Source organism: Citrobacter sp. UYEF32, assembly GCF_040546205.1.
Classification (GTDB): Bacteria; Pseudomonadota; Gammaproteobacteria; order Enterobacterales; family Enterobacteriaceae; genus Phytobacter; species Phytobacter diazotrophicus.
Genome location: NZ_JBEPNI010000002.1, coordinates 94,653 through 111,220 on the forward strand (window position 1 = coordinate 94,653; position 16,568 = coordinate 111,220).

15 protein-coding genes and 1 riboswitch are annotated in these 16,568 nt (G+C 55.9%); of the genes, 11 read left to right on the plus strand and 4 right to left on the minus strand.

Annotated elements, in window-relative coordinates:
* The first annotated feature begins 181 nt into the window (after positions 1 to 181).
* The 5 genes from iaaA to gsiD are packed head-to-tail and all read left to right on the plus strand — an operon-like array spanning position 182 to position 6,458.
* The gene (iaaA, locus tag ABIB59_RS04715; protein ID WP_354034220.1) at positions 182 to 1,123 is read left to right on the plus strand and encodes a beta-aspartyl-peptidase; all 942 of its coding nucleotides are present in this window, start codon (positions 182 to 184) and stop codon (positions 1,121 to 1,123) included.
* A gap of 10 nt (positions 1,124 to 1,133) precedes the next feature.
* A complete protein-coding gene (gsiA, locus tag ABIB59_RS04720; RefSeq protein ID WP_079498290.1) occupies positions 1,134 to 3,005 on the plus strand; it encodes a glutathione ABC transporter ATP-binding protein GsiA in 1,872 nt (623 codons plus the stop codon).
* Between the two features lie 32 nt (positions 3,006 to 3,037).
* Positions 3,038 to 4,576, plus strand: coding sequence for a glutathione ABC transporter substrate-binding protein GsiB (gsiB, locus tag ABIB59_RS04725; RefSeq protein ID WP_039077175.1), 1,539 nt, complete (start codon positions 3,038 to 3,040; stop codon positions 4,574 to 4,576).
* A gap of 47 nt (positions 4,577 to 4,623) precedes the next feature.
* Entirely contained in the window at positions 4,624 to 5,544 is a 921-nt protein-coding gene (gene gsiC / locus ABIB59_RS04730) for a glutathione ABC transporter permease GsiC (protein ID WP_039077174.1), read from the plus strand.
* Positions 5,545 to 5,546: 2 nt separating this feature from the next.
* Positions 5,547 to 6,458 carry a glutathione ABC transporter permease GsiD gene (gsiD, locus tag ABIB59_RS04735; RefSeq protein WP_039077173.1) on the plus strand — a complete coding sequence of 304 codons (912 nt, stop codon included), beginning with the start codon at positions 5,547 to 5,549 and terminating at the stop codon, positions 6,456 to 6,458.
* Here gsiD and ABIB59_RS04740 read toward each other — a convergent pair.
* Complete coding sequence (locus ABIB59_RS04740) at positions 6,448 to 7,335, minus strand: LysR family transcriptional regulator (protein ID WP_039077172.1); 888 nt, start codon at positions 7,333 to 7,335, stop codon at positions 6,448 to 6,450. The genes gsiD and ABIB59_RS04740 overlap by 11 nt on opposite strands.
* A 97-nt stretch (positions 7,336 to 7,432) precedes the next feature.
* Between ABIB59_RS04740 and ABIB59_RS04745 the strand changes: the two genes are divergently transcribed.
* Both ABIB59_RS04745 and ABIB59_RS04750 read left to right on the plus strand, forming a co-directional pair.
* Positions 7,433 to 8,386, plus strand: a complete 954-nt coding sequence (locus ABIB59_RS04745) for a 2-hydroxyacid dehydrogenase (RefSeq protein ID WP_317077478.1) — start codon at positions 7,433 to 7,435, stop codon at positions 8,384 to 8,386.
* Positions 8,387 to 8,425: 39 nt separating this feature from the next.
* Positions 8,426 to 9,766 carry an MFS transporter gene (locus ABIB59_RS04750; RefSeq protein ID WP_335256277.1) on the plus strand — a complete coding sequence of 447 codons (1,341 nt, stop codon included), beginning with the start codon at positions 8,426 to 8,428 and terminating at the stop codon, positions 9,764 to 9,766.
* A 37-nt stretch (positions 9,767 to 9,803) separates the two neighbouring features.
* Here the strand turns inward: ABIB59_RS04750 and rimO are convergent, their stop codons facing one another.
* The 3 genes from rimO to ABIB59_RS04765 form a co-directional block, all read right to left on the minus strand.
* Positions 9,804 to 11,129 carry a 30S ribosomal protein S12 methylthiotransferase RimO gene (gene rimO / locus ABIB59_RS04755; protein ID WP_039077169.1) on the minus strand — a complete coding sequence of 442 codons (1,326 nt, stop codon included), beginning with the start codon at positions 11,127 to 11,129 and terminating at the stop codon, positions 9,804 to 9,806.
* Between the two features lie 156 nt (positions 11,130 to 11,285).
* A complete protein-coding gene (locus tag ABIB59_RS04760; RefSeq protein ID WP_071196050.1) occupies positions 11,286 to 11,645 on the minus strand; it encodes a hypothetical protein in 360 nt (119 codons plus the stop codon).
* 512 nt (positions 11,646 to 12,157) lie between these two features.
* Positions 12,158 to 12,781: a glutathione S-transferase family protein gene (locus ABIB59_RS04765; RefSeq protein WP_317085957.1), complete on the minus strand. Its 624-nt coding sequence runs from the start codon at positions 12,779 to 12,781 to the stop codon at positions 12,158 to 12,160.
* 223 nt (positions 12,782 to 13,004) lie between these two features.
* A riboswitch (guanidine-I (ykkC/yxkD leader) is annotated at positions 13,005 to 13,103 on the plus strand.
* A gap of 57 nt (positions 13,104 to 13,160) precedes the next feature.
* On the opposite strand from ABIB59_RS04765, the gene ABIB59_RS04770 reads away from it, so the two are divergent.
* Genes ABIB59_RS04770 through ABIB59_RS04785 form a run of 4 tightly spaced genes read left to right on the plus strand, consistent with a single transcriptional unit; the run spans position 13,161 to position 16,563 of the window.
* Positions 13,161 to 14,219, plus strand: a complete 1,059-nt coding sequence (locus tag ABIB59_RS04770; RefSeq protein WP_039077167.1) for a putative urea ABC transporter substrate-binding protein — start codon at positions 13,161 to 13,163, stop codon at positions 14,217 to 14,219.
* Positions 14,220 to 14,241: 22 nt separating this feature from the next.
* Positions 14,242 to 15,057, plus strand: a complete 816-nt coding sequence (locus ABIB59_RS04775; RefSeq protein WP_039077166.1) for an ABC transporter permease — start codon at positions 14,242 to 14,244, stop codon at positions 15,055 to 15,057.
* Positions 15,054 to 15,830, plus strand: a complete 777-nt coding sequence (locus ABIB59_RS04780; protein ID WP_039077165.1) for an ABC transporter ATP-binding protein — start codon at positions 15,054 to 15,056, stop codon at positions 15,828 to 15,830. Before ABIB59_RS04775 ends, ABIB59_RS04780 begins: the two co-directional genes overlap by 4 nt.
* A 4-nt stretch (positions 15,831 to 15,834) precedes the next feature.
* Positions 15,835 to 16,563 (plus strand): urea amidolyase associated protein UAAP1, encoded by a 729-nt coding sequence (locus ABIB59_RS04785; RefSeq protein ID WP_039077164.1) that lies wholly within the window; start codon positions 15,835 to 15,837, stop codon positions 16,561 to 16,563.
* Positions 16,564 to 16,568: the final 5 nt, after the last annotated feature.

The following is a 16,568-nucleotide window of genomic DNA, read 5'->3' on the forward strand; positions in this document are numbered from 1 at the left end:
GAAAGGAGCCATTATGGCAGAAAATGAGGCCTGACTGCATGTACTCCTCAAGAGCCATAGTGAGATGCCTGCTTTACATCGCAGGATCGACTTTCTATATTCAAAAATTGTATGAAGCTGTGACGACGATAATGATATTTATAGAAAAAGCAGCAAGCTATCCTGACCGGGCGATAAAAAAATGACCAAAGCGGTAATTGCAATTCACGGTGGCGCTGGGGCCATCTTCCGCGCGCAACTGAGCCCGGAAAAAGAACGGCAGTACATTGCCGCACTATCGGCCATTGTCGAAACCGGCCAGAAGATGCTCAATGCTGGTGAAAGCGCGCTGGACGTGGTGACCGAGGCCGTGCGCTTACTCGAAGAGTGTCCGCTGTTTAACGCGGGCATTGGTTCTGTTTTTACCCGCGATGAAACCCATGAGCTGGATGCCTGCGTGATGGACGGGTATTCACTGCGCGCGGGGGCCGTCGCCGGTGTAAGCCGCTTACGTAACCCGGTGCTGGCGGCGCGTCTGGTGATGGAGCGCAGCCCCCATGTGTTGCTGGTGGGGGAAGGGGCGGAGAACTTCGCCTTTGCCGAAGGGATGGAGCCGGTGTTGCCCGAGCTTTTCTCGACGCCGGAGCGTTACGAGCAGCTTCTTGCCGCCCGTGCCGAGGGGCAGACCGTGCTGGATCATGGCGGTGCGCCGCTGGATGAAACGAAAAAAATGGGCACCGTCGGTGCGGTGGCGCTGGATAAGCAGGGAAACCTGGCGGCGGCGACTTCGACAGGCGGCATGACCAATAAATTACCGGGTCGGGTAGGGGACAGCCCGCTGCCCGGCGCGGGATGTTATGCCAACAACGCCAGCGTGGCGGTCTCCTGCACCGGAACCGGGGAAGTGTTTATTCGCACGCTGGCTGCCTATGATATCGCCGCGTTAATGGATTACGGCGGTTTAAGCCTGCATGAAGCCTGTGAGGCGGTGGTAATGGAAAAACTGCCTGCGCTGGGCGGTAGCGGCGGCCTGATTGCCGTCGATCGTGAAGGTAACATTGCACTGCCTTTTAACAGTGAAGGGATGTATCGCGCCTGGGGCTATGCCGGAGATGCGCCAAGCGTAGGGATTTATCGTGAATAAGGAGAGTAGGGTGTCGCACGGGTATGAAACAGACGCCGATGTGGTGCTGGATGTCAGCAATCTGAATGTCGCGTTTCGCCATGACAAACAGCTCACCCAGGCTGTGCGTAACCTGTCGTTTACCCTCAAACGCGGTGAAACGCTGGCGATTGTCGGGGAGTCGGGGTCCGGTAAGTCGGTCACCGCCATGTCGCTACTGCGCCTGCTGGAACAATCCGGCGGCGAGGTGAGTTGCGATCATATGCGCCTGTTGCGCCGTAACCGGGAGCGTGTCGATCTGGCGACGCTCAACGCCTCTCGCCTGCGCGGCGTGCGTGGGGCCGACATTGCTATGATTTTTCAGGAGCCTATGACCTCACTGAATCCGGTCTTTCCGGTGGGTGAGCAAATTGCCGAATCCATCCGTCTGCATCAGGGGTTGGGCAAAGAAGAGGCGATAGCGGAAGCCCGGCGAATGCTGGACCTGGTGCGCATCCCTGAATCACAGGCCATTTTGTCTCGTTATCCGCATCAGCTTTCCGGCGGCATGCGCCAGCGGGTGATGATTGCAATGGCGCTCTCCTGCCGTCCGGCGGTGCTGATTGCCGATGAGCCGACCACGGCGCTGGATGTCACTATCCAGGCGCAGATTCTGCAACTTATCGCCGTGCTGCAAAAAGAGATGGCGATGGGAGTGATTTTTATCACCCACGATATGGGGGTTGTGGCGGATATTGCTGACCGCGTGCTGGTGATGTATCAGGGCGAAGCGGTGGAAACCGGCACCGTAGAAGAGATTTTTAGCGCACCGCAGCATATTTACACGAAAGCCTTGCTGGCGGCGGTGCCGCGCCTTGGCGCGATGAACGGCAGCGATCTGCCGCGTCGTTTTCCGCTGGTTTCGTTACAACATCCTGAAAATCAGGAGCCGGAAACCGAGCAGGACACCGTGGTGGCGGGCGAGCCGATTCTGCAGGTTCGCGACCTGGTGGCGCGCTTCCCGCTGCGCAGCGGGGTGTTAAATCGCGTCACCCGAGAAGTGCATGCGGTGGAAGGGGTGAGCTTCGACCTGTGGCCCGGCGAAACGTTATCGCTGGTGGGCGAGTCCGGCTGCGGCAAATCGACGACCGGGCGGGCGCTGCTGCGGCTGGTGGAAAGCCAGAGCGGGGTGATTACCTTTAAAGGCGAGCGTATCGATACGCTTCCCGACAGTAAGTTGCAGCCACTGCGTCGGGACATTCAGTTTATTTTTCAGGATCCCTACGCCTCCCTCGACCCCCGGCAGACCGTGGGCTATTCCATTATGGAGCCGCTGCGGGTGCATGGCGTAATGAATGAAGAAGATGCCCAGCGGCGCGTGCTGTGGTTACTGGAACGTGTCGGGCTGAAACCGGAACATGCGTGGCGTTATCCCCATGAGTTTTCCGGCGGTCAGCGCCAGCGTATCTGTATTGCCAGAGCGCTGGCCTTAAACCCGCGCGTGGTGGTGGCAGACGAATCGGTTTCGGCACTGGATGTCTCGATCCGTGCGCAAATCATTAATTTGTTACTCGATTTACAACGGGAGATGGGGATTGCGTTTCTGTTTATCTCTCATGACATGGCGGTTGTGGAGCGAATCAGCCACCGTGTGGCGGTGATGTATCTCGGTCAGATTGTGGAAATTGGCCCACGTCGCGCCGTGTTTGAGAACCCGCAGCACCCTTACACCCGTAAACTTATGGCCGCCGTTCCGGTGGCCGACCCGTCTCACCCGAGGGCGCAACGGGTGTTGTTGTCGGATGAAATCCCCAGCAACATCCATAAACGCGGCGAGACGGTACAGCGTGTGCAGTTACATAACATCGGCCCGGGTCATTTCGTCGCCCGTTCGACACCGGGCAGCACACAATCACGTTTTTGACAGAAACAGGCAGGGACACTCAGGAGAACAACATGACACAACCTTTACCACGTAAATGGCAGATTGCGTTCGCAGTTGCCATCGCGCTGAGCGCCGCGCCAGCACTGGCTGCCAAAGATGTTGTGGTCGCAGTGGCGTCAAATTTCACCACTCTCGACCCCTACAATGCCAATGACACATTGTCGCAGGCTGTCGCTAAGTCATTCTATCAGGGGCTGTTTGGCCTTGATAAAGACATGAAGCTGCATAATGTGCTCGCCGAAAGCTATACGGTGTCGGATGACGGGCTGGTATATACCATCAAGCTGCGTCAGGGTGTGAAATTCCAGGATGGCACCGACTTTAACGCCCAGGCGGTGAAGGCGAACCTCGATCGCGCGAGTAATCCGGAAAATGCGCTCAAGCGCTACAACCTCTATAAAAACATCGCCAAAACCGATGCGGTGGATGCGACAACGGTCAAAATCACCCTGAAACAGCCGTTCTCGGCCTTTATCAATATCCTGGCCCACCCGGCGACGGCGATGATCTCGCCTGCCGCGCTGGAAAAATACGGTAAGGACATTGGTTTTCACCCGGTGGGGACAGGTCCTTATGAACTGGACACCTGGAACCAGACCGACTTTGTGAAGGTGAAGAAATTCGCCGGATACTGGCAAAAAGGGCTGCCGAAACTGGACACCATCACCTGGCGTCCGGTGGTCGACAATAATACCCGAGCGGCGATGTTGCAGACGGGCGAAGCGCAGTTCGCTTTCCCGATTCCCTATGAGCAGGCGGCGGTGCTGCAGAAAAACAGCAAACTGGAGCTGGTGGCCAGCCCCTCGATCATGCAGCGCTACATCAGCATGAACGTAACGCAAAAGCCGTTCGACAACCCGAAAGTACGTGAAGCCATCAACTACGCCATTAACCGTCAGGCGCTGGTGAAAGTGGCGTTTGCCGGGTATGCAACACCGGCAACCGGCATTGTTCCACCGTCACTGGCGAATGCGCAAACCTACCAGCCGTGGCCTTACGATCCGGCAAAAGCCCGCGAACTGTTGAAAGAGGCTGGCTATCCAAACGGGTTCAGCACCACGCTGTGGTCATCGCATAACCACAGTACCGCGCAAAAAGTGCTGCAGTTTACCCAGCAGCAACTGGCGCAGGTGGGTATCAAAGCGCAGGTGACGGCGATGGATGCCGGACAGCGTGCGGCGGAAGTGGAAGCGAAAGGGCAGAAAGAGAGCGGCGTGAGGATGTTCTACACGGGCTGGTCGGCGTCGACCGGGGAAGCCGACTGGGCGTTGTCGCCGCTGTTCGCCTCGCAGAACTGGCCGCCAACCCTCTTCAACACGGCGTTCTACAGCAACCCGCAGGTGGATAAAGACCTGGCCGACGCGCTGAAAACCACCAATAATGAGGAAAAAACCAGACTCTACAAGGATGCGCAGGATATCATCTGGAAAGAGTCCCCCTGGGTGCCCCTGGTGGTGGAGAAGCTGGTTTCCGCTCACAACAAGAACCTGACAGGGTTCTACATCATGCCGGACACCGGCTTTAGCTTTGACGAGGCCGACTTGAAATAAGAGCGCATGTCCCCTCTCTTCGCGAGAGGGGAGTGACGGAAGAGACGATGCTGAATTATGTTTTGAAACGCCTTCTGGGTCTTATCCCGACGCTACTGATCGTGGCGGTGCTGGTGTTTTTATTTGTTCACCTCTTACCGGGCGATCCGGCACGGTTGATCGCCGGGCCGGAGGCCGATGAGCAGGTGATTGGGCTGGTACGCCAGCAGTTAGGTCTCGACAGGCCGCTCTATATCCAGTTCGGGCACTACATTGTTAATGTGCTGCAGGGTGATTTCGGTATCTCGATGGCTTCCCGCCGTCCGGTAGTGGAAGAGATCGCCAGCCGCTTTTTCCCGACGTTCTGGTTGACCATCGCCAGTATGACCTGGGCGATGCTGTTTGGCCTGGTGGCGGGGATTGCCGCCGCGGTATGGCGCAACCGCTGGCCGGACAGGCTCGGCATGGCGCTGGCGGTGACCGGGATCTCCTTTCCGGCTTTTGCGCTGGGCATGCTACTGATGCAGGTCTTCTCCGTGGAGCTGGGCTGGTTGCCGACGGTCGGGGCCGATAGCTGGCGGCACTATATTTTGCCGTCGATAACGCTGGGGGCCGCCGTGGCCGCGGTAATGGCGCGCTTTACCCGCGCGTCCTTTGTCGATGTGCTCAATGAAGACTACATGCGTACCGCGCGCGCCAAAGGGCTCAGCGAAAAATGGGTCATACTCAAGCATGGCCTGCGCAATGCGCTGATCCCGGTGATCACCATGATGGGGCTACAGTTCGGCTTTTTGCTTGGCGGCTCGATTGTCGTCGAGAAAGTGTTCAACTGGCCCGGCCTCGGGCGTTTGCTGGTGGACTCCGTTGATATGCGCGATTACCCGGTTATCCAGGCGGAAGTTCTGCTCTTCTCGCTGGAGTTTATTCTTATCAATTTAGTGGTGGATGTGCTGTACGCCGCCATTAACCCCGCTATCAGGTACAAGTAAGGATGCGATTGTTAAACTGGCGTCGAGCGGCGATTTTAAACGCCATGCCTGGGCTGAAACCGGACCAGGTGCGTACCCCGTGGCATGAGTTCTGGCGGCGTTTTCGTCGTCAGCCCCTGGCGATGACCGCCGGGTTGTTTGTGCTGATTCTGATTTTGTTGGCTATCGTCGCCCCCTGGATTGCCCCCTTCGATGCCGAAAACTATTTCGATTACGACCGCCTTAATGACGGACCATCGCCATTGCACTGGTTTGGCGTGGATTCCCTGGGCCGTGATATCTTTAGCCGCGTGCTGTTGGGGGCGCGAATTTCGCTTGCCGCCGGGGTGCTGGCGGTACTGATTGGCGCGCTGATTGGTACCGTGCTGGGTTTGCTGGCCGGGTATTACGAAGGCTGGTGGGATCGCATCATCATGCGCATTTGCGATGTGCTGTTCGCTTTTCCCGGTATTTTGCTGGCGATTGCCGTGGTAGCGGTGATGGGCAGCGGTATGGCGAATGTCATCATTGCCGTGGCGGTTTTCTCTGTTCCGGCTTTCGCCCGGCTGGTGCGCGGCAATACTCTGGTCCTTAAACATCAGACCTTTGTCGAGTCGGCGCGCAGTATTGGCGCAAGCGATATGACCATTCTGTTTAGCCATATTCTGCCGGGTACGGTGTCGTCGATCGTCGTCTATTTCACGATGCGTATTGGCACATCGATCATTTCGGCGGCGAGCCTCTCCTTCCTTGGCCTGGGGGCGCAACCGCCCACACCGGAGTGGGGCGCCATGCTCAATGAAGCACGCGCGGATATGGTGATTGCTCCCCATGTGGCGCTGTTCCCCTCCCTGGCGATTTTCCTGACCGTGCTCGCGTTTAACCTGCTGGGCGACGGGCTCCGGGACGCGCTGGATCCCAAAATCAAAGGGTAATTAATACCTCACTCAGGGCCTTGAGAAACGCGGGAAGCACCGGGTTTGGATTGGCCTTTGAGTACACCAGGAAGTTGTGTGCCTGAATATTGACCCCTTCGATGTTCATAAAGGTGACATTGGCCATGCCCAGCGCGCGCGATGATGCAGGCACGATGGCGCATCCCAGCCCGGCATTCACCATTCCGAGGATCGTGTGGGTCTGGGCCAACTGATATTTAAAATCCGGCGTGATGTCGTTAAAGACGAACAGGTCGGTAATGCGGTCGTAAAAGTGGCGCGCTTCATCCGGGCTGTAGAGAAAAAAGGGCTCATTGTTAAAGGCGCTGAGGGGAATTTTTCGCTTGCGTGCCAGCGGGTGATCACAGTGAAAGGCGGCGACAAATGTCTCCCCCTGTAGAGGCTGATACGCCAGCAGCGGGTTGGGTGGGACATGGCGCACAAAACCAACGTCAATACTGTTATTTTCGACAGAGCTAATTTGTTTGTGCGAGACCTGCTCAAATAGACGGAAATCCACCCCCGGTAATTTCACCGACAGCGCTTTAAGCAACTGCGGAATAAAACTCCAGGCAAATACCGCCGTAAATCCCATAGATAACGTGCCGATTTCGCCGGATGCACATTGCTGAACGGAGGATTCAAGTCGGTCTGCTAATTTCAGTATTAATCGTGACTCCGTCAGCAAATGTTGACCCATATGGGTAAGCTGCACGTGACGGTTATTCCTTTCAAACAACGCTCCGCCCAGACTCTTCTCCAGAAGCTGTATCTGGCGGCTGAGCGGCGGCTGGGTCATATGCAGGCGGGCTGCGGCGCGTCCGAAGTTCAATTCTTCAGCAACGGCGATGAAACAACGCAACTGATGTAAATCCATAATTCAATTCTTATATTAATGAATACCGGATTTATATTAGACATGAATTATTGCCCTGTCCATCATCTGGTTATTAACTACGCGACGGATGATAGATATGACGAATAATATTGCTCAACAAAAAACACACATTTTATTAACCCAGGCGGTGCCAGCCCCAATTGATGAAATATTACGGCGCGATTACGAAGTGCATCGTCTTTACCAGGCGAGCGAGCCGCAAAAAATGCTGGCAGATATTGGCCCACTGATTGAAGGCGTGGTGACCGGCGGCGCAAAAGGGCTTTCCCGGAAGATAATGGAATCTCTGCCGGCGCTTAAAATTATCGCCATCAGCGGTATCGGCACAGATGCCGTCGACCTGGCGTATGCCGCAAAGCACGGTATCTATGTCACCACTACACCCGGCGTGCTGACCGATGACGTGGCGGATATGGCGCTCGGCCTGTTGATTTCCACCCTGCGACAAATGAGCGAAGGTGAGCAGGTCGTCCGTGCGGGGCGCTGGCCGCAAACCAACCTGCCGCTGGCGCGCAAAGTCACTGGTACGACGGTGGGGATTATCGGCATGGGGCGTGTTGGCCAGGCCATTGCCAGACGGGTCGCCGCCTTTGACGCCCGTATTCTCTATACCGACCTCGCGCCGATTGCCGCCCTTGATTACACCTTTATTGCTGATATTCAGGCGCTGGCGCAAGAAGTGGATGTTCTGGTGCTTGCCGCCTCTGCCGATAGCGGTGAGGTGATCATCAGTGAGTCGGTGCTGGAGGCGCTGGGGCCAGAGGGCTATTTCATCAATGTGGCGCGCGGCAAGCTGGTGGATGAAGCAGCGCTGCTTGATGCCCTGACCCACAAGCGTATTGCCGGAGCCGGGCTGGATGTGTTTGCCCATGAGCCGCACGTACCGGAAGGCTTTTTCACCCTCAATAACGTCACCCTGCAGCCGCACCGCGCCAGCGCGACCGTTCAGACTCGCCTGGAGATGGGCAACATTGTGCTGGCGAATCTGGCGGCCTGTTTTAGCGGCAACGTGCCGCCACACCGGGTATAGCCATCGTTTCTGAACCCTACAAATAAAAGTGAGAAAACTATGAGCAAACAAATGGATGTCTCGCTGGAGCAGGTCAAACGGGTCGGACATCACCGCTATTGGGTGCTGGGGTTGATTTTCATCATCACCGTTATCAACTATGCCGACCGTGCGACCATGTCAATTGCTGGCACCTCGGTGGTGAAAGAGCTGGGCCTCGACCCGATGATGTTGGGGATGATCTTCTCCGCTTTCGCCTGGGCCTACGCGCTGGGGCAGATCCCCGGCGGCTGGCTACTGGACCGCTTTGGTGCCAAAAAAGTCTACGGCATGAGTCTGGTGCTGTGGTCCGCGTTCACTATGTTACAGGGTACCGTGGGCTGGATCGGGATGACCGGTAGTCTGGCGGCAATGACCCTGTTTCTGATGCGCTTTATGCTGGGCCTGGTGGAATCCCCCGCATTCCCGGCAAACTCCCGTATCGTCTCCAGTTGGTTCCCGACGCGTGAGCGTGGCGTGGCCTCGGCGCTGTTTAACTCCGGGCAATACATGGCGGTAGTGGTCTTCACGCCGATCATGGCCTGGCTGACCCATGCATGGGGCTGGGAGCATGTGTTCCTGTGGATGGGGGGAGTGGGGCTGGTGCTGGCGACCGTCTGGTTTGCCTGGTATAAGGAGCCGCATAAAGACCCGCGTCTGACAGAAGAAGAGAAAAACCTGATGCGCGAGGGCGGGGCGCTGGTGGATCTGGACAGTGAAGGGGCGGCAAAGGCGAAGAAAACCTCGCTGCGCGATGCCAAATGTCTGTTTACCAACCGCAACCTGTGGGCCATTTACCTGGGGCAGTATTGTATTACCGCGCTGACCTACTTTTTTATTACCTGGTTCCCCATCTACCTGATTCAGGGGCGCGGTATGACCATCATGCAGGCGGGGTGGGTTGCCGCACTGCCTGCCATCTGTGGCTTTACCGGCGGTCTGCTGGGGGGCTATCTGTCTGATATTCTGATTAGCCGTGGCATGCATCCTTCCCGTGCCCGTAAAACACCCTTTGTGCTGGGAATGGGGCTGTCCACCATGTTGGTATTCGCCAATTTCGTCGACAGTAACAGCGCGGTAATTTTCCTGATGGCAATGGCGTTCTTCGGTAAAGGCTTCGCGGCCGTGGGCTGGGCGGTATTGTCCGATGTTGCGCCGAAAACCATGATTGGCCTGTGCGGCGGCGTGTTTAACGGCATCGGTAATATTGCCGGGATCGTGACACCATTGGTGATCGGTTATGTGGTGACGGTGACCGGCTCGTTTAATAACGCGTTGTGGTTTGTGGCGGCGCACGGTGTGCTGGCGGTGGTGAGTTACGTAGTGATTGCGACACGCTTTGAACGTGTTGACGCGGCATAAAGAGAAAGACGCCGCCTGGAAACAGGCGGCGACAGGGTTAGACGCGGCTACCCCACAGATCGTACTCGTCGGCGTTTTCGACTTTCACGCGGATGATATCGCCCGGTTTCACTTTCGTTTCCCCGTTCAGATAGACCGCGCCGTCGATTTCCGGTGCATCCGCCATGCTGCGGCCAATTGCCCCTTCTTCATCGACTTCATCGATAATGACCAGAATTTCGCGGCCCACTTTTTCCTGCAGACGCTCTGCGGAAATCTGCTGCTGGAGCTGCATAAAGCGGTTCCAGCGCTCTTCTTTGATCTCTTCCGGCACCTGATCGGCCAGTTCGTTGGCGGTCGCACCGTCTACCGGGCTGTATTTGAAGCAGCCAACGCGGTCCAGACGCGCTTCTTTGAGGAAATCGAGCAGCATCTGGAAATCTTCTTCGGTTTCGCCAGGGAAGCCGACAATGAAGGTCGAGCGCAGGGTCAGTTCCGGGCAGATTTCGCGCCACTGCTTGATGCGCGCCAGTTGACGATCCACGGAGCCAGGACGTTTCATCAGTTTCAGGATACGCGGGCTGGCGTGCTGCAACGGAATATCCAGATACGGCAGGATTTTGCCCTCTGCCATCAGCGGAATGACATCATCAACGTGCGGGTAAGGGTAGACGTAGTGCAGACGCGTCCAGATACCCAGTTTCGCCAGTTGTTCGCACAGGCCAACCATGCTGGTTTTTACCGGTTCGCCATTGTGGAAGCCCATACGGTGCTTCACGTCCACGCCATAGGCGGAGGTGTCCTGGGAGATAACGAGCAGCTCTTTCACACCCGCATCCACCAGACGTTTGGCTTCACTTAAAACGTCGCCAATAGGACGGCTTACCAGATCGCCACGCATCGAGGGAATGATGCAGAAGGTGCAGCGATGGTTGCAGCCTTCGGAAATTTTCAGATACGCGTAATGACGAGGGGTCAGTTTGACGCCCTGTTCCGGCACCAGGCTCAGGAACGGGTTGTGCTTCGGTTTCGGCACATAGTGGTGCACATGCTCAAGCACCTGCTCGTAGCTATGCGGACCGGTGATTTCCAGCACTTTTGGATGGACTTCACGAATCTGATCGACTTTGGCGCCCAGACAGCCGGTGACAATCACTTTGCCGTTTTCATTAAGGGCTTCGCCAATGGCTTCCAGCGACTCTTGTACCGCGCTGTCGATAAAGCCGCAGGTGTTGACGATAACCATATCGGCGTCGTTGTAGCTCGGTACCACGTCATAGCCTTCGGTGCGCAGTTCGGTGAGGATGCGCTCGGAGTCAACGAGGTTTTTCGGGCAACCGAGAGAAACAAAGCCGATTTTCGGCTGCAGGGTCACATTGCTCATAGTTCAAAAAATAATCAGTTAAGGGATGCTCAGGGCAGGGATTGTACAGATAACGCCGGGAGATTTATAGAGGATTCTCGGCCGGGCAGGGTGAAAAAACGACTACCTGCCTGGCAACGGCTTCGTTATAATTTAATACGACGAAAATTGCCGCTATCAAAATTCATCAACCGTATCCCGGTCAGCATGAATAACGGTAAACGCTAAATAATCCTGAACGACATTGAAGCTGATACTGGTTTCATAAACATCTTCAATATTCATGTCCTGGCATAAATTAAAGATGAAGTAGTTAATTTGATAATAAAGGACGTATGTATTGTCGTGTAGATGCTCAACCCTGCTGATAACGAAATCGTTGGTTGAGCGCGCATGCGGGCTGATGAAGGTTAAGTCCATGTTCAGAATAGGGATAAGCGCCGGATTTTGTCGGTTTTGCTCAAGATAATGCTGAAGCTGTACGGCGGAATCTGCATTGTGCTTATGAATAGCGACTGGCAGCGGAAACGTGTTCATAGCGACCCTTGTAATACGGTGTATGGCATTAACATAACACGCACTTCGTGGTTCTTCATAAACCGTTAACGGGGTATTTCGGGGTACGAAATCGGGCCGGGGAAAATACCTCTAAAGGATATCTCCGCGGATTGAATTTACACCGAGAAGGCTCCGGTGTTTGCGTGTAAATATAAAAACCAAAAAAAAGCCGCTCGGACGAACGGCATAGAGACAACACGGAATTACGCAGAAACATAATGATTTACGAGCTAAATAATAGCTTGCTAATGATATCTTGTCTGCCATATTTATCGCTAAATTTTGGCTAAATGTGCGTTGTGATGACCGTCAACATAGTATAAAAATCATACAGAGTATGATTTGTGCCGCTGCGCCTGTGTGAACGCCCGTGTGAAACAGTGGCGGCGTAAAGCATCATGCATTTGCATGCCCCCATGAGCAGATCCCGGATTTCATGCTCATGGGGATTTTCTCTACTCTCTATATATCTCTACATAGAAAGCGTTGCATCACGGGGTACCGTTATTTCCATAGCGCAGGAAAGCAGGGCGCAGATTTAAGCGCTCAAACCATGCCTCCACTGCCGGGAAATCCGGGTGTTCAAAGGGCGTCATCTTCCAGCGGTTCACCGACAATCCCAGCACGATATCGGCAAGAGTGAACGTCTCCCCGGCGGCCCAGGCGCCCGTGCGTTGCAACTGTTGGTCGAGAATACCGACGCAGTGATTCCACTCCTTGATACCGGCGGCAATCGCATTCTGATCGTTGTAGTCAGGGTTTTTACGCACCAGTGCCGGGAAAACGTAGCGCCATGCGCTATTAAAGTCGGTGGCCTGCCAGTCCATCCAGCGCTCCACATTCGCGCAAGCTCGCGGTTCGCCAGGAAGCAGATCGTCGCGGCCCGCTTTACGCGCCAGATAGCGGCAAATGGAGTTGGATTCCCACAGGATAAAGTCATCATCAAGGAGTACCGGCACCATCGCATTTGGGTTCATGGCCCGGAAGGTATCCGTCTGCGTCGAGGCAAAGCCGCTGCCATAGTCTTCCTGTGAATACGCCAGCCCCGCTTCTTCGCAGGTCCACAACACTTTACGCACGTTAATTGAAGACGTTTTACCCAATATTTTCAGCATGACGCGAATCGCCTTTTGCGAGATTAATCGTTTAAAAACAATACACCAGCAGCGTATCACCTGGCTACAGGGCCCTTGAGCACCAGTATGGTGCGCTGCCTCATTCTGGTTCACCAAAATGGGTACGTTTGCCCTGAGTTATCGCTAAGTTACTGAAATGTCATTAATCGCAACCTGGCATAGTGCTTGCAATAACGCTAACGCAGTGCAACACACAATTTGATAAATAGCTGGCTAGGGTTCCGGTTCGCTAAGGCGGATGTCTGGTCCAAGAGCTGGCGACCTCTGAGAGGTTACACGGCGGGACAAAAACCCGGGAGACAGCAGCACCAGTGGGTGTCGCGCTGCCCCCTTTTTTTGTACCAATCAGAGGTCAATAATGAAGAAATCTCCATTACTCCGCTCTCTCGTGCTGTCGCTGGTCATGCTGACCACTCTCCCAACCTTTGCCGCCGTGAAGAAAGAGTTCAATGTCTGCTGGACCATCTACGCAGGCTGGATGCCGTGGGGCACCATCAGTAACAGCAAAATCATTGATAAATGGGCCGACAAATACGGTATTAAAATCAATATCGTACAACTCAACGACTATATCGAATCTATTAACCAGTATACCGCGGGCCAGTTTGATGGCTGCACCATGACCAACATGGATGCGCTGACCATACCGGCGGCGGGCGGCGTGGATAGCACCGCGCTTATTCTCGGCAGCTACTCCGAAGGCAACGACGGCGTGGTGATGAAAGGCGAGGGCAAAACCCTCAAAGATCTGAAAGGCCAGCAGATCTACCTGCCTGAACTGTCCGTTTCCCACTATTTGCTGGTGCGCGGCCTGGAGAAAGCCGGTCTGGCAGAAAAAGATGTCACCGTGGTGAACACCTCCGATGCCGATATCGTTTCTGCCTTCGCCACCCCGAAAGTGCAGGCGGCTGTTGCCTGGAACCCGCAACTGTCGGTTATCAAAGGCACGCCGAAAACCACCGAAGTCTTTAGCTCCTCGCAGGTACCTGGCGAGCTTATCGACATGATGGTGGTCAACACCCAGACCCTGAAAGATAACCCGGCGCTGGGCAAAGCCCTGACTGGCGCATGGTACGAAATGATGGCGCAGATGAAGGCGCAGAATAAAGAGGCGCTGAGCGCCATGGCGGCGGCGTCCGGCACCGATCTGGCGGGCTATCAGGCGCAGCTTAAAACCACCCATCTCTTCTACACCCCGGCCGATAATCTGGCGTTTATCAGCTCCCCGGATCTGGCGAAAACCATGCAGCGCGTTGCGGCATTCTCCTTTGAAAAAGGGTTGCTGGGTGACGGCGCGCAAAGTGCGGATTTCATCGGCATGGCCTTTCCGGGCAACGTTTCTGCCGGGGATGCCGCCAACGTGAAGCTGCGCTTTGACGACAGCTTCGTGAAGATGGCCGCCGACGGCAAGCTTTGAGCGAATGACAGGAACTCACGCCATGCGACACATTAACCGCCATCCGACCCGGGGCATGCGTCTGACGCTTGTTCTGCTGCCTTTTGTCATTTTGCTGGCGGCGTACTTTCTGGGCTCTGCGGTGCGGCTGGAGGCCAACCCGCAGGATAAGCTGCTGCCTGGCATGCAGCAGATGCTGGACGCAATGTCGCGAATGGCGTTCACCCCGGATAAACGCAGCGGCGACTACCTCTTCTGGATGGATACGCTGGTGAGCCTGGCGCGTCTGTTGACCGGGCTGGCGATTGCCTCGCTGATTGGTCTGTGCCTGGGCATTACCGCCGGGGTCTTTCCGATGTGGCGCGCCTCGCTCTCGCCGCTGATGACCGTGCTGTCGATGATCCCGCCGCTGGCGATCCTGCCGGTGCTGTTCATTGTCTTCGGGCTGGATGAGTTGTCAAAAGTGATGCTGATTGTGATTGGTATCACCCCGATGCTCGCCCGCGACCTTGAGCATCGCGCCTGCGAAATTCCGCCGGAAATCCTGATCAAGGCGCAAACGCTGGGCGCATCAAGCTGGACGCTGGTGCTGCGGGTAGTACTGCCGCAGCTTCTCTCCCGCCTGTTGACCTCGTTGCGCCTGCTGTTGGGATCGGCCTGGCTGTTCCTTATCTCGGCAGAGGCCATCTCCTCAACGGCAGGGCTGGGGTATCGCATTTTTCTGGTGCGCCGCTATATGGCGATGGACGTCATCATCCCCTACGTGGTGTGGATAACGTTGCTGGCATGGCTGATGGACCTCGGCCTGCGCCAGTTGCATAAAACCTGTTTTCCCTGGGCGGAAGGAGGGAAGGCATGAGTTTTATCGAAATCAACAATATCTGGCAGGAATATGGCGCCCATGTGGTGCTCGAACGCCTCAACCTGCGGGTCAATGCCGGGGAGTTTTGCTCAATGGTGGGGGCATCCGGCTGCGGGAAATCGACTTTTCTGCGTCTGTTGCTGGGCCAGGAAGCGCCGAGTCGCGGCACCATTTTGCTTGATGGCAAGCCGTTGCAGGCTGAGCCGGACCGCAGCCGTGGCGTGGTCTTCCAGCGTTACTCCGTCTTTCCCCATTTAAACGTGCTCGATAACGTCACCATTGGTCTTGAGTTGCCGAATGCGCGCTTCCTCGGGCGTCTGTTTGGCGCCAGCAAACGTGAGGCGCGGGAGCGCGCCGTGTGGATGCTGCAAAAAGTGGGCCTTGGACAGGCGCTGGATAAATACCCGGCCCAGCTCTCCGGCGGTATGCAACAGCGCCTTGCTATTGCCCAGGCGTTCATTATGCAACCGCGCGTGTTGCTGCTTGATGAGCCCTTTGGCGCACTCGACCCCGGCATTCGCAAAGATATGCACGCCCTGTTGCTGCAACTGTGGGGCGAAACCCGGATGACGGTTTTTATGGTCACCCACGATCTCTCCGAGGGCTTTAACCTCGGCACCCGGCTGCTGGTGTTCGACAAGGTGCGTATCGACCCGCACGAACCCAATGCCTACGGCGCGCGCATTACTTATGACATTCCGCTCAATGAAGCGCGTCTGGCGGAAATGACCGACCCGCAGCCCGATAACGTCTACGCATTAAGGAGTTAACTTAATGACTTTATTAGATAAAGAAACATCTGTTCTGCGTGAAGAGACGCTGCCAGGCGGCGGCAGTCTCTCCTTTATTCTCAAGCGCGGGCAGATCCTGCGCATGACCGACATCGAAGGTGGGGCAAACGTCAGCCTGATGATGCTTAACCCGCATGAAAAGAGCGAACGTCTGAACCTGCCCGATACCTTAAAAGGCCAGCACACCGCGCGCCTGACGGCAGGCCACTGTTTTTACTCCGATATGGGGCGTGTGCTGGCGGGGATTATCGCGGATACCTGCGGCTGGCATGACCCGTTTGGCGGCGTGCTGAATGCGGCAGAAGTGAAGGAGAAATATGGTCAGGGGCGTTATCAGGATTTGCGTAACGGTTTTTTCCGCAACGGCGCCGACAACCTGCTCGTTGAGATGGGCAAATGGGATTTGAACCTTGAAGACCTGCTGATGGTGGTGAACTTCTTTAGCAAAGTCACGGTGGATGAGCACGGCGCTTTTACCTTCCACAGCGGTGCGTCGAAGGCTGGCAGCTACGTTGAACTGTTTGCGCCAATGGATGTGCTGGTGGTGCTCACCGCGCTGCAACACCCGATGGACCCCGCCGCAGATTATGCGCCGCGCCCGGTACAACTGGCCTGGCGACAGGCGGCAGACGAAAACGCCGCCATTGAGGCTTTGATGACGCGCCCGGAAAACACGCGTGCCTTCACCAACACCCGTTTATTTGCCCTGTAAGGAGC